Origin of the sequence: Ureibacillus sp. FSL K6-0165 (assembly GCF_038004285.1) — a bacterium.
GTDB classification, from domain to species: Bacteria; Bacillota; Bacilli; order Bacillales_A; family Planococcaceae; genus Ureibacillus; species Ureibacillus thermosphaericus.
In genome coordinates this window covers 1,415,101-1,435,503 of sequence record NZ_JBBOQS010000001.1, presented here as the reverse complement: position 1 = coordinate 1,435,503, position 20,403 = coordinate 1,415,101, and the positions used below count along the sequence as shown (strand labels likewise).

Genomic DNA, 20,403 nt, shown 5'->3' with positions numbered 1-20,403 from the left:
CTTACTTTTCCACTACCTCAAAAAGTGGTTGTCCTGTCATTTCTTCAGGTTGTGGTATATTTAATAATTTTAACATAGTTGGTGCTAAATCGGCTAAAATTCCATTTTCTCTCATCTCAATACCATGTTTTGTGATAATGACTGGTACTGGATTTGTTGTATGAGCCGTCATTGGTTTGCCGTCTAATGTAACCACTTCATCAGAATTTCCATGGTCTGCCGTAATGATGGCAGTGCCGCCAAGTTCTAAAATTTTATCAACAACTCGGCCTAAGCATTCATCTACTGCTTCGATTGCTTTAATTGTCGGCTCTAACATACCGCTGTGTCCTACCATGTCAGGATTTGCGTAATTTAAAATAATGGCATCGAATTTATCTGCTTCTAATTCATTAAGCAGTGCCTCTGTTACTTCATAAGCACTCATTTCAGGTTTTAAATCATATGTAGCTACTTTTGGGGATGCAATTAAGATTCTTTCCTCACCAGGAAACTTCTCTTCTCTGCCGCCGCTCATGAAATATGTAACATGAGGGTATTTTTCTGTTTCAGCAATACGTAATTGCGTTAAACCGTGTCTTGAGATTACTTCCCCTACAGTATTAATTAAATCTTCATTTTCAAACACTACATCTGCATATACTTCGTCGCTATATTCAGTAAATGTGACGAATTTTAAATTTTCAGGATGCTTATCTGATAGCTTAAATGCGATAAATTTGTCATTCGTAAATATAGTCGATAGCTGAATAGCGCGGTCAGGTCGGAAATTAAAATGAATGACTGCATCGTTTGCGTCAATGGTTGCTACTGGTTTTCCTTCTTCAGTAATGACAAATGGAATGACAAATTCATCAGTTACATCACGATTATAGGAGTTTTCTACACCTAATTTTGCACTAGCAGCAGTATGACCAATACCATCAACTAGAGCTTTGTAAGATAATTCCACTCGTTCCCAGCGTTTATCACGGTCCATTGCGTAATAACGACCATGAATCGTAGCGAATTTTCCGATTCCGATTTCATCCATTTGTCTTTCTGTTTCTTCAATATAACCAATTGCTGTTTTCGGACCTACATCGCGTCCATCTAAGAATCCGTGAACATACACTTCGTCAAGGCCATGACGTTTTGCCAATTTCAATAATGCAAATAAATGCTCATAATGGCTATGTACCCCACCATCTGACAATAGCCCCATAACGTGGAGTTTGGAATTATTGTTCTTTACATGTTCGATTGCTCCAAGCAATTTTTCGTTCTCGAAAAATTGACCTTCACGAATGGATTTATGAATTCGAGTTAAGCTTTGGTATACGATTCGGCCAGCACCAATATTTAAATGTCCGACTTCCGAATTACCCATTTGGCCTTCTGGAAGTCCAACTGCTTCTCCACATGCTGTTAGAGTTGCATGTGGATACGTTGACCAGTAACGATCAAAATTTGGTTTCTTACTTTGAGCCACTGCATTACCAAATACTTCATCGCGTAATGCAAAGCCGTCTAAAATAATTAATGCGACTGGCTTTCTAGGCATTTGCCCCCGCCTCCAATAATTTTAAATATGATTCAACTTGTAAGCTGGCACCACCAACGAGTGCGCCATCGATATGTTCTTTTGATAATAATTCTTCAATATTTTCAGGCTTGACACTTCCACCGTATTGAATGCGAATGTTTTCAGCCACATCTTTTCCAAACAATTCCTCAATTCCCTGGCGAATATGGCCACATACCGCATTTGCATCATCTGCCGTAGCCGTTTTACCTGTTCCGATTGCCCAAATTGGTTCGTAGGCGATAACTATATGCTGTACTTCTTCTGGGGATAAGTCAGCTAAAGCCTTTTTCACTTGGTTCGTTACTTTCTTTTCTGTTAGGCCAGCTTCACGTTCTTCCAATGTTTCCCCGCAGCATACGATTGGAACAATACCGTGAGCTAAAGCAGCTTTTACTTTTTTATTTACCGCTTCATCTGTTTCATTGAAATATTCACGGCGCTCAGAATGACCTAAAATAACATAGTCAACTTGAATAGCCTCTAACTGTTTTGGACTAATTTCGCCTGTAAAAGCACCTTCTTCCTCATAGTGCATGTTTTGAGCTCCAATAGCCAAGTCTGTTTCCTTAGCAATTTCCACAAGGGTTGGCAAATACAAGGCTGGGGCGCAAACAACTGCATCCACTTTATTCTCAGAAGGAATTCTGTCTTTAATTGCCTCTACAAACTCCACTGCCTCATCAAAGGTTTTATACATTTTCCAGTTAGCAGCAATAATCGGTTTACGCATTAAATTTCTCTCCTTATTTGTCGTTCAACGCGGCAATACCAGGTAAAATTTTACCTTCCATCAATTCTAGAGAAGCTCCTCCACCCGTTGAAATGTGATCCATCTTTTCAGCTAAGTTGAATTTTTCAACTGCAGCGGCAGAATCTCCACCACCAATAATAGTATACCCTTTTGTTTCGGCCATCGCTTCTGCAACTTTTTTCGTTCCGTTAGCGAATTTGTCCATTTCAAATACGCCCATAGGTCCATTCCAAATAATTAGATTGGAATTGTTAATCACTTCTGCATATTTTTCAGCTGTTTTTGGTCCAATATCTAAGCCCATGTAGTCTTCTGGAATTTGATCGATATCTACCACTTTCGCTTCTGCATCTGGTGAAAATTCTTTTGCTACAACTGCATCGATTGGCATGTAGAAGTTAACGCCTTTTTCTTTCGCTTTTTCAATGAAGCCGCGAGCTAATTCTATTTTATCTTCTTCTAATAAAGATTTTCCAATTTCATAACCTTGCGCTTTGATAAATGTAAAGGAAAGTCCGCCGCCGATAATTAAGTTGTCCACTTTATCAAGCAAGTTTTCGATGACACCGATTTTATCCTTTACTTTTGCTCCACCAATGATGGCAGTAAATGGTCTTTCAGGATTGGATAAAGCTTTTCCTAATACTTCTAATTCTTTTTCCATTAACAATCCAGAAACTGCTGGAATGTATTTTGCAATTCCTTCAGTGGAAGCATGAGCACGATGAGCAGCACCAAATGCATCATTTACGTAGATATCCGCTAACTTAGCAAATTGTTTAGCTAGCTCTTCGTCATTTTTTTCTTCACCTTTATGGAAACGGACATTTTCAAGTAACACAATGTCCCCATTTTGCATTTCATTTACCGTTTTCTCTACAAGCTCTCCAATGGATTCATCCAATTTTTTAACTGGTTTATTCATTAGTTGAGAAAGGCGCTCTCCAACAGCTGTTAAACGCATATCTTCTTTTACTTCACCTTTAGGACGACCTAAGTGGGAAGCTAAAATCACCTTTGCACCTTTTTCTGATAATTGTTGAATAGTTGGAATAGCTGCACGAATTCTTGTATCGTCAACTACTGCTCCATTTTCCATTGGCACGTTAAAGTCTACACGTACAAATACTCTTTTTCCTTGTACGTCAATATCATTCATCGTCTTTTTCGAAAACATGAAGTAACCTCCTAAGTGTTTACCGTCATTCCACATTAATATAAGACAACAGTTATTGAATTATTGTTCCAATTTGATTAGCAAAAAATAAGAAGCGATGGGTTATTCCACCACTCCTTTTACCCTCCATTATTATAAATCGTTCTTTATATTTAGGCTATACTTTTTCATTAGAAATTCACTAATATGCTACACTTTTTCAATAATGCAAAATGAATATGACACATTGATTAATAAGAGAGCCCTTGATTTGCAATGTATAGCGCTAAATCGATTAATCGTGCAGAATACCCTGCTTCATTATCATACCAAGCAACAACTTTTACCATATTATCATCCAATACCATCGTCGAAAGCCCGTCTACCGTTGCTGAATGAGCATTGCCATTGTAATCAATTGATACAAGCGGCAAATCACTATAATCTAAAATGCCCTTTAGTTCTCCAGTCGCTGCTTCTCGAAAGGCTGCATTGACTTCATCAATTGTGACATTCGAATTTAACTCTGCTACTAAATCCACACAAGAAACATTAGGCGTTGGTACGCGAATGGAAAAGCCATCTAGTTTTCCTTTCAACTGTGGCAACACTTTTGCAACAGCAATCGCTGCGCCTGTCGTTGTTGGAATCATAGATAAATTTGCTGCACGAGAACGGCGTGCATCTTTGTGAGGTAAATCAAGAAGCCGCTGATCGTTTGTGTACGAATGAATGGTTGTCATCAAACCTCGTTTCATGCCGAACTTTTCATCAAGAATTTTCGCTACTGGTGCTAAACAATTCGTTGTACATGATGCGTTGGATATAACATGATGTTGATTCGGATCATACTGTTGGTGATTAACCCCCATCACAAATGTTGGCATATCTCCTTTTCCAGGGGCGGATAAAATGACTTTTTTTGCACCAGCCGTTAAATGTTTAGAGGCATCTTCTTCCGAACGAAAAAGTCCCGTACATTCCAAAACAATATCAACATTCATTTCCTCCCATGGCAAATTTTCAGGTTCTTTTTCTGAAAATACTTGAATTCGTTTATGATTGACGATTAACGCATCTTCTTCATGTTGAACTTCCGCATCATAAATGCCATGAACGGAATCGTATTTTAACAAATGAGCTAATTGCTTTGCATCCGCTAAATCATTTACTGCAACGACTTCAAATTGTTCTTTTTTCATTGCTTCTCGAAATACTAGACGTCCAATTCGACCAAACCCATTAATCGCCAATTTTATTGTCATATAGCATCCTCCATTTTGCTATTTTCCTTCATTCCATTTTTCCTCAAAACATGTATTCATAAACCTCCAAAGGAATAATCACAGCAAAGGGTTTTATATCAATATAATGATTTAATGTTCTATTTATTCAAAAAAGCTTCGTATAACGTCACATAATCTAATTGGCCATATTGAATGATTTCACCATCTTTTACAACGACCGGAATCATCAACATGTACTTTTCATGAATGTCATCATCATCTTCAATATTGATGATTTCTATTTCAAAATGAATATCGTCTTGGACTAGCTTTAAAATACTTAATCCTTCATCACATAAATGACAGTTTGGTCTGCTAAAAAATTGAACTTTCATTGACATTCCCTCTTTTCTTCAATTCCTACTTTCACTATCCCAAATCTTCAATGAATAATCAAATGATGAAGAAGCCAAAATAGTTATGTACGAGTGTACAGAAACATAAATTAAGGAGGATACATGCAATGGAAAATCAATTTACAAACCAACAACAAACTTCAGAAAATATCCCTATGTCGATGAATCACGGTGCTCACGAGGTGATGGATGTTCATGAAGTATTAAGTGCTTCCATTGGCGCATTAAACATGTTTGTCATGTTACGTCCACATGTTCAAGACCCTGAATTATTAAATATTTTAGATAGACAATATGCGTTTATGCTCGATGAATACAATATTACTGCTGAATGTTTTAAAACGGGTCAAGATCCAAGCCATCCAACTCGTAAGTACTGCATGCAAATCGGAAATGACTCAAAATACGGCTTAACACCATCTGAACCGAAAAAACCAATTACTTCAGCAAATGAAATTGATGACAGCATCATTTCAGGTTTCATGTTAAGTCAGCATAAAGCGTTGGCGACTGGCAAAACAGCTGCTGCATTAGAAGCTACAAACCCAGTAGTACGCCGCGTATTGCAAGACTCTGTTCCAAACTGCATTGAAATGGCATACGAACTTTCTCTTTACCAAAACAAAAAAGGATATTATCAAGTTCCACAACTTTCACCACAAGATATGCAAACTATGTTAAACATGTATGGTCAAGCAGATAGAGCAAAAGATATGCCTAACTAATGAAAAATCAAAAAGGACATCTCTTGATATGTGGAGATGTCCTTTTTGATTTATAAAACTTTACTTAAAAATGCTTTTGTTCGTTCGTGTTTTGGATTTCCAAAAATGTCTTCTGGTTTTCCTTCTTCCACAATAACGCCGCCATCCATAAAGATGACCCGATCCGCAACTTCACGAGCAAATCCCATTTCATGTGTAACAACGACCATCGTCATTCCTTCAAAAGCCAATTGTTTCATTACATCCAACACTTCATTTACCATTTCTGGGTCAAGAGCAGAAGTTGGTTCATCAAACAACATGACTTTCGGTTTCATCGCTAGTGCTCTTGCGATGGCTACTCGTTGTTGCTGACCTCCAGATAACTGTTGAGGATAATTGTATGCCTTTTCACGAAGACCTACTTTAGAAAGCAATTCAAGCGCCAGTTCCTCAGCTTCATGTTTATTCATTTTTCGAATGAGCATAGGAGCCATCGTAATATTATCTATCACCGTCATATGTGGGAATAGATTAAATTGTTGAAACACCATTCCTACTTCTGTACGGATTTTATTAATGTCTGTATTTCGATCATTGACTTTCGTACCGTCAATATAAATGGCGCCATCTGAAATTTCTTCTAATAAATTGATACAACGTAAAAATGTACTTTTTCCAGAACCAGAAGGACCAATCACACAAACAACTTCTTTTTCTTGAATCTCATAATCGATTCCATTTAACACATGTAACTCGCCAAAACTTTTATGAAGATTTTCGATCTTAATCATGCACCAACCCGCCCTTCATTTTTATTTTTGCGCGGATTGTATTCAATGCTGAAGCGTCTCTCAATGAGTGATACGACTTTCGAAACGATAAACGTTAGTGTTAAATAAAGCGCTGCCGCAGCAAGATATGGTTCCCAGAAACGGAAATATGCTCCTGAAACGACTTTTGCTGCATATAGAATATCGTTGGCAGCAATTACTGTTACTAAGGACGAATCTTTTAATAGAGTAATAAATTCGTTTCCAAGAGGGGGAATCATGCGGCGGAAAGCTTGCGGTAAAATAACTTTCCGCATCGCTTGGAATTGATTTAAACCAAGTGATCTTGCCGCTTCCATTTGCCCCTTATCGATGGATTGAATCCCTGCTCGGATAATTTCAGCTGTATATGCAGCACAATTTAATACAAGTGCTGTAATCCCTGAAACCATAAACCCTAGCGAATGTCCAAACAACGTTGGAATTAAAGCTAAGTGAATAATAAATATTTGAACTAGGAGAGGCGTTCCTCGGAATAAATCGATATATAATTTACAAGGGAAATAAAGCCATTTCTTTTTCGAATTTTTCCCTAATCCGAGTAAAACTCCTAATATGAATCCGCCTATAAATCCACAAATTGTTAAGATTAACGTTACCCAAATACCACGTATGAAGCTTTCACGGTAGTTCCAGATTATATCCCAGCGAAAATCCAGGAATTCCATCTGAAACACCCCCTACTCTGTTATTCAATTTCTTGTCCAGTAATTTCTGCTAATTTGCCGTTTTCTTTAATTTTTTGTAATCCTTCATTTAATAAATTTAAAAGCTCAGTGTTTCCTTTTTTCACCATAAAGCCGTAATATTCTTTATCGAATGCATCGTCTTCAATAACTTTTAATTTTACATTTGGATTATTTTTAATATATTCATACACTACCGCGTTATCACCAATTGCCGCTGCTGTTGTTCCATTGATTACTTCTTGAATCGCTAACGGAAGGTTTTCATACGCTAAAATATCTGGGCTTGTTTCTCCTAAAAGTTTTTTCGCTGCTTGGTGTCCAGTTGAGTTGATTTGTACAGATACTTTTTTCCCTTTCAAATCTTCAGCTGATTCAATTTCTGAATCTTCAGTAACTACAATCACTTGTGTAGCCTCGAAATATGGGTTAGTGAAGTCGAAAGTTTGTTTACGCTCATCAGTGATTGTGATACCAGAAGCCCCCATGTCCAATTCGCCGTTTTGCACTTGTTGGAACACTGGATCCCAACCAACATGGCGAATTTCATATTCCATGCCTAATTCTTCGAAAATTGCATCTAAAATATCTACGTCGATTCCAATGATATTTCCTTTATCGTCCATATATTCAAATGGAGCGAATGTCGCTTCTGTTCCGACTAAGATTTTTTTGTCTTTTAATCCTGAATTTTCACCTGTGGCATCTCCTGTATTCTCGCCAGCATCTCCTGTTGTGTTCTTTTCACCACCCGCTCCACAAGCAGTTAACATTAATAGTAGTGTTAAAAGTAACATCATAAATAAACTGCGATTTTTTTTCACCACTTGCAATATCCTCCTTTAGTCATTAACTTGTTCATCAGCAATAGATAAAAATTTGTGACACTGATATGTTTAATTATATAAATCAAGAAATATTTATACAACATTTAATTTTTCATATTATTAAAAAAGTTATATTTTATTACATTATTTTTGTGAAATATCTTAGTTTTCGATGTTATTGATATAACATTTCGAAAAGATAGATTTTTCAATCTCTTGTATAAAAATACCCTACACACCCAAAAAACCCCTCCATACCTAAGCGAAATCGCTAGATGAGGAAGGGGGAATCTTATTGAATGAATATTAAATTTTATGAAAAAAGTTATTTAAAAAAATTGATTAAAAAAATGAATAAGGGATAAAATGAAATGTTCACTTTCCATTTTATTCCACACATCTATCTTTAGGCTGTTAAACTATAGAGTACAACTTATTTACTTGCTAGCAAGTAAAATGGCACCCTCGAAGGAATAATAACCATGCACCTAAACGTATCGATATTTCAATGCTTTTCAGTTGTTAAATTTATGTCTGTACATAATTATTTTCAGTGCGTAAATCCATGAAGGCGGAGGTCTCTCCGCCTTCTTTTTGCACAATAAGCCTACTTAAAAAAGTAGGCTTATTGTCCTGTCGTTTGGAACAACATCTATATTTATGTTATATCAAATGTAATGTCATGCCCAATTTCATCCTCAAAATTGTTTTAACTTTTTCATCATCAGTAGTATTTTCTGTTGAATCTACCATAGTTTTTAATCTGGCCGCTTTTGTTGTTCAACATCGCCAACTACACATTCCATATAATATAAAGTTAAAAGAATCAAAGTCTTCAGAAGTAAGAGCATCTCCACTAATGGAAAATAAAGAAATCTCCTGAAAAAGTTTCATTTTATTTTGTTGCAGTTTCACTTGTCTTAAATCGCTTAATCATATCTTGAAGGTTGTCAGCCAATAGTTTTAGATCTGAATTTTGTTGTTTTAAGTAATCAATTGTGTTGTTTTGTTGAACAGCAGAAGCAGAAATTTCTTGAGTCGCAGCCACGCCCTGTTCTGAAATTGCAGAAATTTCTTGAACGGACGTTAAGATTTTATCGGATGCTTGATCCAGATCTTCCGTGCTTTTAACAATCGTTTCAATTCCATCTGCCAATTGCTCTACTGACTCAAAAATAGAATTGAATAATCGCCCATTATCCTCGACAATCTCAACACCTTTTACAATGTCTTCATAATCTTGTTGGTTCAGATTTAGCACGATATTAGCCTGTTCATTGATTTCATCTATCGCTTCAGAAATTGTTTTGATTGATCCATCTGTTTGATTTGCAAGTTTCTGAACTTCTTGGGCAACAACCGAAAATCCTTTACCCGCCTCTCCAGCACGTGCTGCTTCAATGGATGCGTTTAAAGACAGAAGATGAATTTGGGATGAAATTTCTTGGATAATCTTAATGATTTCATTAATATGTTCTAATTTTTTACCTAGATTAGACAAGTTCTCTTTACTTACCATGCCATTTTGTTTTATTTTGTTCATTTGTTCAGTAATCATTTGAACTTGGACATTTCCTTGTTCAGCTTGCTGACTTGTTTGATCAGTAAGATCTTTTATTAATTTAGTTTGCTCATCCACATTGGATATCGAAGTTGATATTTCAGATATCATATTTGAAATTCGTTCAATATGGTTAGCTCTTTCTTCGGCACCTTTTGCTTCTTCATCTGTACTCGTCGCAATCTGTTTAGAAGCTTGAGCTAATTCTTCAAAGGATTCGAAAAGAGTTTGGCTAGTATGATGAATTCCTACCGATTTCTCTTTTACATTATCAATGATGTGACTTAAATTTTTTCTCATTTCTTCAAAGCTGTTTGCTAAGATTCCAATCTCATCTTTCCGCTCAATATTTACCGATTTGCTAAGATCTCCAGTAGAAAAGATTTGCGCATATTGTACCAAACTATTAAGAGGTTTAGAAATTCTATTTCCAATAAATAAAGCCAACAAGATTCCAATAACAATCATAACAACTGTTACAATAAGCGAAACAATCAATATCCGGTTCTCTAAATCGTCTATAAATTTAGCGCTCATATCGATTCCAAAAATGGCTTCCACACCATCTTCTTCTAAAGGAAGGAAAAACGATTTATGTACACCCCAATTATCTCTATAAATAGGACTCAGAACAGTCTGTTTTTGTTCATATGATAATTTTTGATTATCTGTAAACGGAGACTCAACCATAAATTCGTCACTGCCATTTAAAGCGACAATGACATCCTTTCCATTTTGTCTGGACAATACATATACATATTCGATTCCTTTTTTTCCTTCAATAAATGTATCTAATTCCTGCTTCAGCTCCGTCCCATATTTTGCTGGGTAAATCAGTGCATTTTTAATTAAATCTGGATCAATAGACTTTGCTAGTAATCGCCCATTTTCTTTTAACCGTTCGTCAAACTGTGGGATTACATGTTCATGAATAATGTAATCTGATACATATCGAACAAATCCAAAAAGAATCAGTGAAAATATAAGAAAAGGTAATAAAAAACTAACAATTAATTGGGTTTTTATCGATTTTTTCAGAGTTATATCTCTCATTCCTTATCTCTCCCTCGAATGTTCCATTTCCTTTAATGCAATAAATGGCCGTATATCCATTTGCAGTAATTGATAAAGTTCTTCCATTGTTTCGTTTTTGAAGAACACAACAGCAAACGTTCTATCATTTGTTGCTTGTATTTCTCGATATTCCAAAATTTGGTTAAACTGTTCTTTGAATGATTGATGATCAATGTGCTTTATAAGATTTTGTGAAATGTCCATAGGGATTTCCGCGCAGAAGAAACCGTAAATACCTTGGTCCATCTGGCGAAGCACTTCTTCCCAGTTAGGGCTAGTTCCTTCAAAATAATGCTTATACACATTACAGCCATAAGCATAAAATCCGAGATCTGTCGTTCCCGCCCCAGCAAATCTGAGCGGATTCATTTCAATTGGAATAATGCCATGATTATTTTTTCTCACTTCAAAGTGAATTGGAAAATTTTTCAACGGAACAACTTCTCTAAACTTATGCATAAAAGCCAATATGTCATCGTAGATTTCATGAATTACTTGTTTTGATGTATAGTAGATTCGATCTGACGTATCATATTCGTCTTTAAACAAATGTTTAAAAATATTTAAAATCACAGGATTACCATTATGATCGTAATAACAGTCAACAGCATATTCTTCTCCAAATACCCATTGCTCGATTAAAATGCTCTCTCCGTTAATCACTTCATTGTCGTACATGTTTTTTATAACAAGTAAATCTACACTTAACTTATGTATTGCATCCTGCCATTCATCTGCACTTTTTACTTTATACACTCCAACGCTTGAATATCCTTTGCTTGGCTTAATTACAACGGGAAAAGGAATATCCTCCACCGGAATGTTAAAAAGCTCATCCAGGTTTACTACCTTATAAAAATAATCAGGGTACATTTTAGAAAGGATTTGACGGAACATCCCTTTATCTTTTAATTGTTTTGACCAACGATTTTGAACACTATTAGGAGCATAAGATTCAAGCAATGCTAAGCAGCTTTCAGAGTTTGTCAATATCTTTTGGTGTTCGTTAATGATAGAAAAAAAATCTCCATCTGGCATTTCCGAACTGTTACCTTGTTTAATAACAGGTACATTAAGTTCTTGCAACGATTTGACCAGAATTGGAGAAATAATTTGATCATTTATGAGAATCATTTTGAATCCCCTTTCTTAAAGCAGAGTTTCTGTTTCTTTCCATAAAGTTAAAATGTTTCAAACGCAAAAATAAGATAAACTAGACAGATGGCTCTTTTACCTCTCGTTCTGCATACATTTATATGGCATCTAATCAATCCAATTGCTGAACAAAATAAAACGAATTGAGACTTACTTCCTATGACGGAAAAGTTGCGATGAATGGGCCATTTTTCTTATCGTCAAAATAATGAGAAGTTTTAACTTTTTAGGTAAATTTATTATTCATTGTTAAATAAATGAGCTTATTAAGTTTCCCAGCATAATTTTTTACTATAAAATACTCCGACTCTTATTGCTAAGTAAGTAGCAAATTATGTACCAAAATTCATCAATGAAATCAGTAAAAATACTCAACTGGAACGCATTGAGGACGGAATCATTACTTGTGATTATATAAAGTGATAATCAAGGGGGGAGGTGGATACAAAATAGAAGGAATTAAAGCACCTAAACGTTGATGGGGTTAAGAAATTGGTAATTCTATCGGATATTTTCAGATATCCAAAAAATAAAAAAGACTGCAAACGCAGTCGTATCATCGGATGTTTGTAGCGCCCTCGGAGGGAATCGAACCCCCAGTGCAAGAACCGGAATCTTGAGTGTTATCCATTACACCACGAGGGCACATATCAAATAAAAGGTTCTTCCCAAAATTTGCATATTTTATTACTATTTTTCATATAATAATAAATATGCATTGTGTTGTAAATAATCTGTTTCGTCTATGAATATTAACGACTTTATCATTATACACAGGTCTTCATAACAATTCAACCATTTAGCAAGAAGAAAGTTATTCTATTATAGATGATTTGGGATTTGTGTATATTCAATAAATTGCCCTTACTTTATATTTGACCATTCTTGACTAATATGTGTATGATAAACATACAAGCTGAAACAATTTCCGTTTCGGTACGTAGAAATATAAAGAAAATCAATTATTGGTTTAAGGAGGACGTAATAATGAATTTAGTTCCTACAGTTATTGAGCAAACAAGTCGTGGTGAGCGTGCTTACGATATTTATTCTCGCCTATTAAAAGACCGAATTATATTACTTGGAAGCCCAATTGATGATAATGTAGCAAACTCTATTGTAGCACAATTGTTATTCTTAGCTGCAGAAGATCCAGAAAAAGATATTTCGTTATACATTAACTCACCAGGTGGTTCAATTACTGCAGGTATGGCAATCTACGATACAATGCAATATATTAAACCAGATGTACAAACAATTTGTATCGGTATGGCAGCTTCCATGGGTGCTTTCCTCCTATCTGCAGGTGCAAAAGGAAAACGTTATGCATTGCCTAACGCAGAAGTGATGATTCACCAACCACTTGGCGGTGCTCAAGGGCAAGCTACTGAAATTGAAATTGCAGCTAAGCGCATTCTATTCTTACGTGATAAATTAAATAGACTATTGGCTGATCATACTGGTCAACCAATTGAAAAAATTGCGCAAGATACAGACCGTGATAACTTCATGACAGCTGAACAAGCTAAAGAATACGGTTTAATTGACCACATTATTTCTTCAAGTGAGGAAAAATAATCACGAAAATAAAAATTGTCACCCAATAATTATTGGGTGATAATTTTTTATTTTGTCGATTTTCTTTCGCTGGATTCCAAGGCCAAACTCGAGGCCCTCGCCCTTTTTCAACCCTAGGTTTTGTCACTAATAAATTGCGACAAAACATATGCGACAAGTTTACTTGCCGTCTTTACTCAAATCGACATATCAAATATTCATCATAATTTATACTAATATATCGTTTCGTTCAAAAAACCCTATTCTTTTTTATATTCCCCACTTGAAAATTTGTTTGAATAATTAAAAATAAAAAAACTCACAATTCTCGAAATGATTCGAAAAATTGCGAGCGTTTTCAATTTTTTCATAAATCAAACTTCTTTTTGGATGAAGGAAGATAATCCTTCAATTGCCTCATTTTCATCATTACCCTCAGCGATTAATTTTACTGTTGTACCTCTTGCAATGGCTAAGCTCATGATTCCCATTATAGATTTTGCATTTACTTTTTTATCATCTTTTTGCAGAAAAATATCTGCCTTATAACGATTCGCCTCTTGAACAAACAACGCCGCTTGTCGAGCTTGCAAGCCGGTCTTCAGTTTAACCTCCACTGTGGTTTCAACCATTTTCATTTTCACACCCTTTCTAAAACCGTTCATCTCATTTTATATCTATCTTAACGAAATTATTTAAAAAGAACAATGTGAATTCAATTTTATTATTTTATTACTTTTTCGCCACGGCGCAGCTTTTCGGCAATTTCATCAATCTTTCTTAAACGATGATTGATTCCTGACTTGCTGACTGTTCCCGTCGACACCATTTCTCCTAATTCTTTTAACGTGACATCTTGATGTTCGATGCGCAGCCTAGCAACTTCTCGCAATTTTTCTGGCAAATTATCGATACCAATTGTTTGATCAATAAATTTTATGTTTTCTACTTGCCTTAATGCTGCACCAATGGTTTTATTTAAGTTTGCTGTTTCGCAATTCACGATTCGATTCACGCTATTACGCATATCTCGTAAAATACGAACATCTTCAAACTTTAACATCGCTTGAAATGCACCAGTTAAGCCAAGAAAATCTGAAATTTTTTCCGCTTCTTTTAAATAAGTAATGTGCCCTTTTTTACGATCAATGGTTTTCGCATTTAATTGAAATTCATTCATCAAATTGGCTAAAGCTTCACTATGCTCTTTATACATTGAATAAATTTCTAAATGATACGATGACGTCTCTGGATTATTAACAGATCCACCAGCTAAAAAAGCTCCTCTTAAGTAGGCTCTTTTTTGCTCATCTGTTTTCAATAACGATTGGGAAATAGAATGATTTAATTGAAACTCTCCTTGTAAAATATCAAGATCTTTTAATATTTCTTGCGCACCTTCACGAATGCGACAAATGTAAACGTTATTTTTCTTTAATCTCATTTTTTTGCGAACCAGCAATTCTACATTATATGGATAAAGCTTTTTAATAATCGTATAAATTCTTCTAGCTATTGCAGCGTTTTCTGTTTGCACATCTAAACTAAGTTGTTTATTTGAAAAAGAGAGCGTCCCATTCATGCGGATAATTGCAGAGACTTCTGCTTTTAAACATTGATCGCTCTCTTCAATTTGAGTCAATTCTTTTTTCGTTTCTGAAGCAAATGACATCGAAGCCCCCCCTCTCTTATGTAAATCGTTCATACTAATTTTTTATTTTTAATGAGTAATCGAGTAACCATTCTGCAATCGCTTCACCTTCATGTCGCACAACGCCGTTTTTAATTGTAGCGATATCTTTTTTAATTATTTCTAATCCGAGCTTTTCTAATTCTTCCACATCAACTTTAACGGGTTCAGCGTTTTGTTCTTTATAATTTGCTTTTATGGGGGATGGCAAATCATTGCTGTTCACTAAAATGGCATCTAAGAACGGTTTCCCGACATGCTCATATATTGCTTTGACATGATCAGCCGCTTTATATTGATTCGTTTCCCCTTGTTGCGTCATTAAATTGCAAATGTAAATTTTTCTAGCCTTCGATTGTACAACAGTTTCACCGATTTCTTTCACTATCAAATTCGGTATGATGCTTGTATAAAGACTACCAGGACCGATTAGTATCAAATCTGCATTTTTGATTGCACTTATTGCTTCTGGAAGGGGCTTTACATCTTCTGGCACTAAAAAAACGCGCTTTATGCGTTTGTTGGATAAAGGAATTTTCGATTCACCCTTTATGATTTCTCCGTCCCACAATTCTGCATGTAAATTCACTTGTCTATTTGCTGATGGAATAACTTTTCCGTGAACTTTCAACACTTTACTCATCTCGGCAATGGCACTGGAAAAATCGCCAATGATGTCAGTCAATGCAGTAATCATTAAATTCCCTAATGAATGACCCCCAAGATCTTTTGAATTGGAAAAGCGATATTGAAACATCTGTTCCACTAAAGGCTCCGTATCAGATAAAGCGGCAATGACATTCCGAATGTCTCCAGGAGGCGGAATATCATAATCATCCCGAAGTCTTCCGGAAGAACCGCCATCATCCGTTACCGTGACAATGGCAGTAATATGAAATGGATAGAGTTTTAACCCGCGTAATACTGTTGATAAACCGGTCCCTCCTCCAATGACAACGATATTGATTTTTTCCATTAAAACAATCCTCTCTAAGATCGAATATCACGGTGTGTTATTTCCGTTTGATATTTTTCACTTAAATATTTTCCAAAATATTCAGTTAATGTTACAGAGCGATGTTGACCGCCTGTACATCCAAAGGCAATCACCAATTGCGATTTTCCTTCTTTAACATATTGAGGAATAATAAAATCAAATAAGTTTTCTAATTTTTGAATTAATAATTGTGTTTCATTTGTGCTATAAACGTAATCATAGACTTCTTTATCCAACCCTGTTTTATTGCGCAATTCCTCAACATAATAAGGGTTTTTTAAGAATCTTACATCGAATACTAAGTCCGCATCAATAGGAATTCCATTTTTATAGCCAAAAGACATCACATTGATTGAAAACTTTGGACTCGTTGATACGGCGAATTCCTCTCCAATTCGCTCACGAAGCTCTCGTGGTTTCATATTGGAGGTATTGTAAATATAATGAGCCCTGCCTTTTAGCTCTGATAGCATTTCTCTTTCTTTTTTTATTCCATCTAATGGTAATCCACCCTGTGCTAACGGATGTTGGCGTCTCGTTTCTTTATATCGACGAACGAGCGTTTCATCATCTGCGTCTAAAAATAAAACTCGCATCTTTACATTTTTCTCTTTTTCTAAAATATCAAGTGCATCAATGAGAGAGTTGAAAAATTCTCCCCCTCGCATATCCATTACTGCTGCAACTTTTGAAATTCTTTTTTTCGACTGTTTCATCAATCTTAAAAAAGTTGTTAACAATTCTGGAGGTAAATTATCTATACAATAATACCCTAGATCTTCAAAACTTTGAACAGCTACTGTTTTGCCTGCACCGGACATGCCAGTAATGATGACTAATTCATGTTCGTGATCGATTTCACCCATTTTTTTCATCCCCTTCGATTAGCTCCATCGAAGTTTGATATTTCGCCTCGATTAATTCATAATCTTTTGTATAAACACACGTACCGTATTGAATCCCTTGTTTTAGCGCTGCAAATAATAAATTTTTTCGATCTCCTTCCGCCATTGGAAGGTGGTAAAGATCTTCAATTGGACGCCACTCTAAAATTCCCTCTCGATTTTCTTTATCTGGAATTCCTTCAACACCAGTCGCTACAAATGTAAATAGCATCCATTCATCAATTACTTCATCATTTTCTTTAATAACAATTGTATTGACACCTTTTAAATGGGCATTTTTAGGAGTAACATTCGTCTCCTCTCGAAATTCCCTTACTGCTGCTTCAACAATGGATTCACCGCTTTCCATTTTCCCGCCTGGTGCGACATACCAACCTCTTCTCGGTTTTTTAAGAAGCAGAACTTGTCCATCTTGTATTGCTAATAAATTTGCAATTCTTTGCATAAACGACACCTCGAATCTTTGTTACTCCTACTACTGTTATTATACCGCGACTCTTTTCGTTCGGTACAAAAAATGCTATGGAAACAATCTATTATTTTAATTTATGATTGGAAGGCGTTCCGTAGAATATTCAAAAAAAAAGTTGTTCCCAAAATGGAAACAACAAAATATATAAATCTAAAAGGGGGGTTAAATTCTAATTTTATTATACCCCTTATCAATGGTAATAAAAGTTACAATATAGTTAATTTCTCATTACCTTTTGTTCACTAATTTTTCTTTTAGTTCTTCAACATAATGTTGCGCAGACTGGGCTGCAATACTTCCGTCTCCCGTTGCTGTAACAATTTGTCGCAACATTTTATCACGTACGTCTCCTGCTGCAAAAATACCTTTTACAGATGTTTCCATTTTTTCATTTGTCATAATATAACCATCATCGTTTAAAATACCTAAATTTTTAAACGGAGCAGTTAATGGTACCATACCGATATAAACAAAGACACCATCACATGGAACTTCCTTTTCAGAACCATCTACTGTTGAAACAAGCGTTACACTGCCGACTTTTCCGTCTTTCTCGTTAATTTCTTTCACTGTGTGGTTCCAAATGAAGTCAACTTTTTCATTAGCGAAAGCGCGGTCTTGTAAAATTTTCTGTGCACGTAATTTATCGCGGCGGTGCACGATTGTAACTTTTTCAGCAAATCGAGTTAAATATACTCCTTCTTCAACTGCTGAGTCTCCACCACCGACAACAATTAAATTCTTTCCTTTAAAGAAAGCTCCGTCACATACTGCACAATAACTAACACCACGGCCTCCTAGTTCGCTTTCACCAGGAACTCCTAATTTTTTATATTCAGCACCAGTTGCGATGATGATGGAACGAGCTTTATACTCTTTTGAACCTGCTTTGATGATTTTATATTCCTCTCCATCAATGATTTCTGTTACATCGCCATAAGCATACTCCGCACCGAATTTTTTCGCATGTTCAAACATTTTTGTTGATAATTCTGGTCCTAAAATGGATTCAAATCCTGGATAGTTTTCCACTTCTTCCGTATTTGCCATTTGCCCGCCAGGAATTCCACGTTCTAACATTAAAGTTGAAAGGTTTGCACGTGAAGTATATACCGCTGCAGTCATCCCTGCTGGACCTGCCCCGATAATAATGCAATCATAAATTTTTTCTTCAGCCATTTTTAATTCCTCCTAATTACTTCTAATGTAGTCTAACGAATTAGGAACTTCAAATAGTTTGCTTATTCCTCGTCAAAAGGTAGAAATTTTAGTAATTGGTCAACATACTTCGTTAATGTAGAAACAGTAATTTCGTGTTTTTCCGCAAATTGTTTTTTCGTCACTCTATTTGACTTAACCGTTGAAAAATACATATATTCCACTGCAGCGGCAAGAGCTTTTACATTTTTAAATTCATAGCCATTCAAAAAGGCTTTTTCAGATAGGACAAACCACATTTGATATAAGTATTGTAATTCAAGTGTTAATGCTTCCGTTTTATTATAAAGTTCTTCCGCCACTCCAATTAAACGAGTGAAATTTCTTTCCATTTTGTTTTTAAGATTAAATTGATGATTAAGTGCATAAGCTAAACAAAGTTTTTCTAAGCCGTTGTATTTTGAAAGATCTATTAATTTTGGATGAGAAATAATTTCCTGTTTAAATGCCGATTTACTGAGCAGGAAAAAGCCAAACATTCGATGTGCCGGATAATCGCTATTAATTTTCTTAATAATGTATTCTCGATTTTGATCAAGCGTTGGAATTTCTGTGATTTCTTTATTTTTAATGTGTTTCCATGGCTCCATTCCCTTTTTCGAAGGATCAATACGAATTAACATTTCCCAAGCTTTTTCAGCTTCCTTCACATGATTGGAAAAGTAAGCCGCTTGACTTAACCAAAAATAAAAACCTGAATCACTTGGTGCCATTCGTTTCGACATGCTGTGAAGCCATTTGTAGGCTAAATCATATTCTCCAATCAATGCTAATGTTGCACCAAGTTTATATCGATTATCAAAATCAAATGGATGTACTTTTTTTAATATGTCCACTAATTGTTTCAGATTTGACTCGTCTTTTTCATAATATGCAATGATGGTTAAATTACATAATGCATGCAAATTTCCAACATTTTCTCGAAGAACATGATGTAAAACTGCTTTTGATTGTTCCAAATCTCCTACATAAAAGTATGCAAGAGATAAATTGTTATAAGCAGCCCAAAGCTCAGGATATTGATCAACAAGCTCTTCTAACACTTCAATCGCTTCATTAAATTGGCTATTTTCCATTAATCGACGAGCTTTTTCTTGCTGAATGAATTGATCGTATGAATCCTCTTCCAAATCTTCCAATTCATTTTGTTCAAAATAAGCGAAATCGATTATTTCCTTAGCTTCCAATGCATAATAACCATCAGGATCAAGTTCTAAATATTTTTCTGCATATTTTTTTGCATCATTCATTAAACCTAAATAACCGGACACTTCCGCTAAATAATAAATATGTTCCGGTTCATCTGGTTCAATGCAATATGCAGTATGAATCAATTCATAAGCCTTTTCAAAATTTTGGGCGCTTAATTCTAATAGGCCATAATGCATTAATACATGAGCATCATCCGGACTCAATTCTGCAGCTCTTTTCATATATTTATACGCTCGATCCATTTGGTCCTTTTCCAACGCTTTTATTGCTTTATTGAAATAATATTCACCATCTGGAATAAACGAGACAATGTTGTTTTTACCTTTCTGTTGCTTCTTTTCCAAAATGAACCTCCGAGACAATAAATAAGGAACGTTTTAAAAACGTTCCTTTTCT

General features: G+C 35.4%; 19 protein-coding genes and 1 tRNA gene. 2 read left to right on the top strand and 18 right to left on the bottom strand.

Translation table 11 applies throughout. The features are described from left to right. Position 1: 1 nt before the first annotated feature. From gpmI to NST00_RS07095, 5 genes are all read right to left on the bottom strand, one after another. Positions 2 to 1,543 (bottom strand): 2,3-bisphosphoglycerate-independent phosphoglycerate mutase, encoded by a 1,542-nt coding sequence (gpmI, locus tag NST00_RS07115; protein WP_168412542.1) that lies wholly within the window; start codon positions 1,541 to 1,543, stop codon positions 2 to 4. Next, entirely contained in the window at positions 1,536 to 2,297 is a 762-nt protein-coding gene (tpiA, locus tag NST00_RS07110; protein WP_168412541.1) for a triose-phosphate isomerase, read from the bottom strand. The genes gpmI and tpiA overlap by 8 nt, the downstream gene beginning before the upstream one ends. 13 nt (positions 2,298 to 2,310) lie before the next feature. After that, complete coding sequence (locus NST00_RS07105) at positions 2,311 to 3,495, bottom strand: phosphoglycerate kinase (protein ID WP_339288086.1); 1,185 nt, start codon at positions 3,493 to 3,495, stop codon at positions 2,311 to 2,313. A 230-nt stretch (positions 3,496 to 3,725) separates the two neighbouring features. Further along, a complete protein-coding gene (gap, locus tag NST00_RS07100; RefSeq protein ID WP_340709799.1) occupies positions 3,726 to 4,739 on the bottom strand; it encodes a type I glyceraldehyde-3-phosphate dehydrogenase in 1,014 nt (337 codons plus the stop codon). Between the two features lie 119 nt (positions 4,740 to 4,858). After that, positions 4,859 to 5,095: a glutaredoxin family protein gene (locus NST00_RS07095; RefSeq protein ID WP_016838685.1), complete on the bottom strand. Its 237-nt coding sequence runs from the start codon at positions 5,093 to 5,095 to the stop codon at positions 4,859 to 4,861. Positions 5,096 to 5,223: 128 nt separating this feature from the next. On the opposite strand from NST00_RS07095, the gene NST00_RS07090 reads away from it, so the two are divergent. Next, positions 5,224 to 5,841 (top strand): spore coat protein, encoded by a 618-nt coding sequence (locus NST00_RS07090; RefSeq protein WP_016838686.1) that lies wholly within the window; start codon positions 5,224 to 5,226, stop codon positions 5,839 to 5,841. A 50-nt stretch (positions 5,842 to 5,891) separates the two neighbouring features. Here the strand turns inward: NST00_RS07090 and NST00_RS07085 are convergent, their stop codons facing one another. The 6 genes from NST00_RS07085 to NST00_RS07060 all read right to left on the bottom strand — a co-directional run bounded on the left by NST00_RS07085 (position 5,892) and on the right by NST00_RS07060 (position 12,601). Then, entirely contained in the window at positions 5,892 to 6,614 is a 723-nt protein-coding gene (locus NST00_RS07085; RefSeq protein WP_016838687.1) for an amino acid ABC transporter ATP-binding protein, read from the bottom strand. After that, positions 6,611 to 7,321: an amino acid ABC transporter permease gene (locus NST00_RS07080; RefSeq protein ID WP_016838688.1), complete on the bottom strand. Its 711-nt coding sequence runs from the start codon at positions 7,319 to 7,321 to the stop codon at positions 6,611 to 6,613. Before NST00_RS07080 ends, NST00_RS07085 begins: the two co-directional genes overlap by 4 nt. Before the next feature lie 20 nt (positions 7,322 to 7,341). After that, positions 7,342 to 8,163, bottom strand: a complete 822-nt coding sequence (locus NST00_RS07075) for a basic amino acid ABC transporter substrate-binding protein (protein ID WP_409373615.1) — start codon at positions 8,161 to 8,163, stop codon at positions 7,342 to 7,344. Between the two features lie 898 nt (positions 8,164 to 9,061). After that, positions 9,062 to 10,780: a methyl-accepting chemotaxis protein gene (locus NST00_RS07070; protein ID WP_340709798.1), complete on the bottom strand. Its 1,719-nt coding sequence runs from the start codon at positions 10,778 to 10,780 to the stop codon at positions 9,062 to 9,064. A 3-nt stretch (positions 10,781 to 10,783) separates the two neighbouring features. Beyond that, the gene (locus NST00_RS07065) at positions 10,784 to 11,935 is read right to left on the bottom strand and encodes an ATP-grasp domain-containing protein (RefSeq protein WP_340709797.1); all 1,152 of its coding nucleotides are present in this window, start codon (positions 11,933 to 11,935) and stop codon (positions 10,784 to 10,786) included. A 594-nt stretch (positions 11,936 to 12,529) separates the two neighbouring features. Beyond that, positions 12,530 to 12,601: transfer RNA gene (locus tag NST00_RS07060), tRNA-Arg, on the bottom strand. Positions 12,602 to 12,943: 342 nt separating this feature from the next. On the opposite strand from NST00_RS07060, the gene clpP reads away from it, so the two are divergent. Then, entirely contained in the window at positions 12,944 to 13,534 is a 591-nt protein-coding gene (gene clpP / locus NST00_RS07055; RefSeq protein ID WP_016838692.1) for an ATP-dependent Clp endopeptidase proteolytic subunit ClpP, read from the top strand. A 353-nt stretch (positions 13,535 to 13,887) separates the two neighbouring features. On the opposite strand, the gene NST00_RS07050 is transcribed toward clpP, so the two are convergent. The 7 genes from NST00_RS07050 to NST00_RS07020 all read right to left on the bottom strand — a co-directional run bounded on the left by NST00_RS07050 (position 13,888) and on the right by NST00_RS07020 (position 20,351). After that, the gene (locus NST00_RS07050; RefSeq protein ID WP_026019099.1) at positions 13,888 to 14,145 is read right to left on the bottom strand and encodes an HPr family phosphocarrier protein; all 258 of its coding nucleotides are present in this window, start codon (positions 14,143 to 14,145) and stop codon (positions 13,888 to 13,890) included. A 92-nt stretch (positions 14,146 to 14,237) separates the two neighbouring features. After that, positions 14,238 to 15,185 carry a DNA-binding protein WhiA gene (gene whiA, locus NST00_RS07045; RefSeq protein WP_016838695.1) on the bottom strand — a complete coding sequence of 316 codons (948 nt, stop codon included), beginning with the start codon at positions 15,183 to 15,185 and terminating at the stop codon, positions 14,238 to 14,240. Between the two features lie 34 nt (positions 15,186 to 15,219). Next, a complete protein-coding gene (locus tag NST00_RS07040) occupies positions 15,220 to 16,179 on the bottom strand; it encodes a gluconeogenesis factor YvcK family protein (RefSeq protein ID WP_016838696.1) in 960 nt (319 codons plus the stop codon). A gap of 14 nt (positions 16,180 to 16,193) precedes the next feature. Further along, entirely contained in the window at positions 16,194 to 17,066 is an 873-nt protein-coding gene (gene rapZ, locus NST00_RS07035) for an RNase adapter RapZ (protein ID WP_016838697.1), read from the bottom strand. Next, entirely contained in the window at positions 17,059 to 17,550 is a 492-nt protein-coding gene (locus NST00_RS07030; RefSeq protein ID WP_016838699.1) for an NUDIX hydrolase, read from the bottom strand. Before NST00_RS07030 ends, rapZ begins: the two co-directional genes overlap by 8 nt. Before the next feature lie 255 nt (positions 17,551 to 17,805). Beyond that, positions 17,806 to 18,756, bottom strand: a complete 951-nt coding sequence (gene trxB / locus NST00_RS07025; protein WP_016838700.1) for a thioredoxin-disulfide reductase — start codon at positions 18,754 to 18,756, stop codon at positions 17,806 to 17,808. A gap of 62 nt (positions 18,757 to 18,818) precedes the next feature. Then, on the bottom strand, positions 18,819 to 20,351 hold the full coding sequence (locus tag NST00_RS07020) for a tetratricopeptide repeat protein (RefSeq protein ID WP_016838702.1): 1,533 nt from the start codon (positions 20,349 to 20,351) through the stop codon (positions 18,819 to 18,821). Between the last annotated feature and the right edge of the window lie 52 nt (positions 20,352 to 20,403).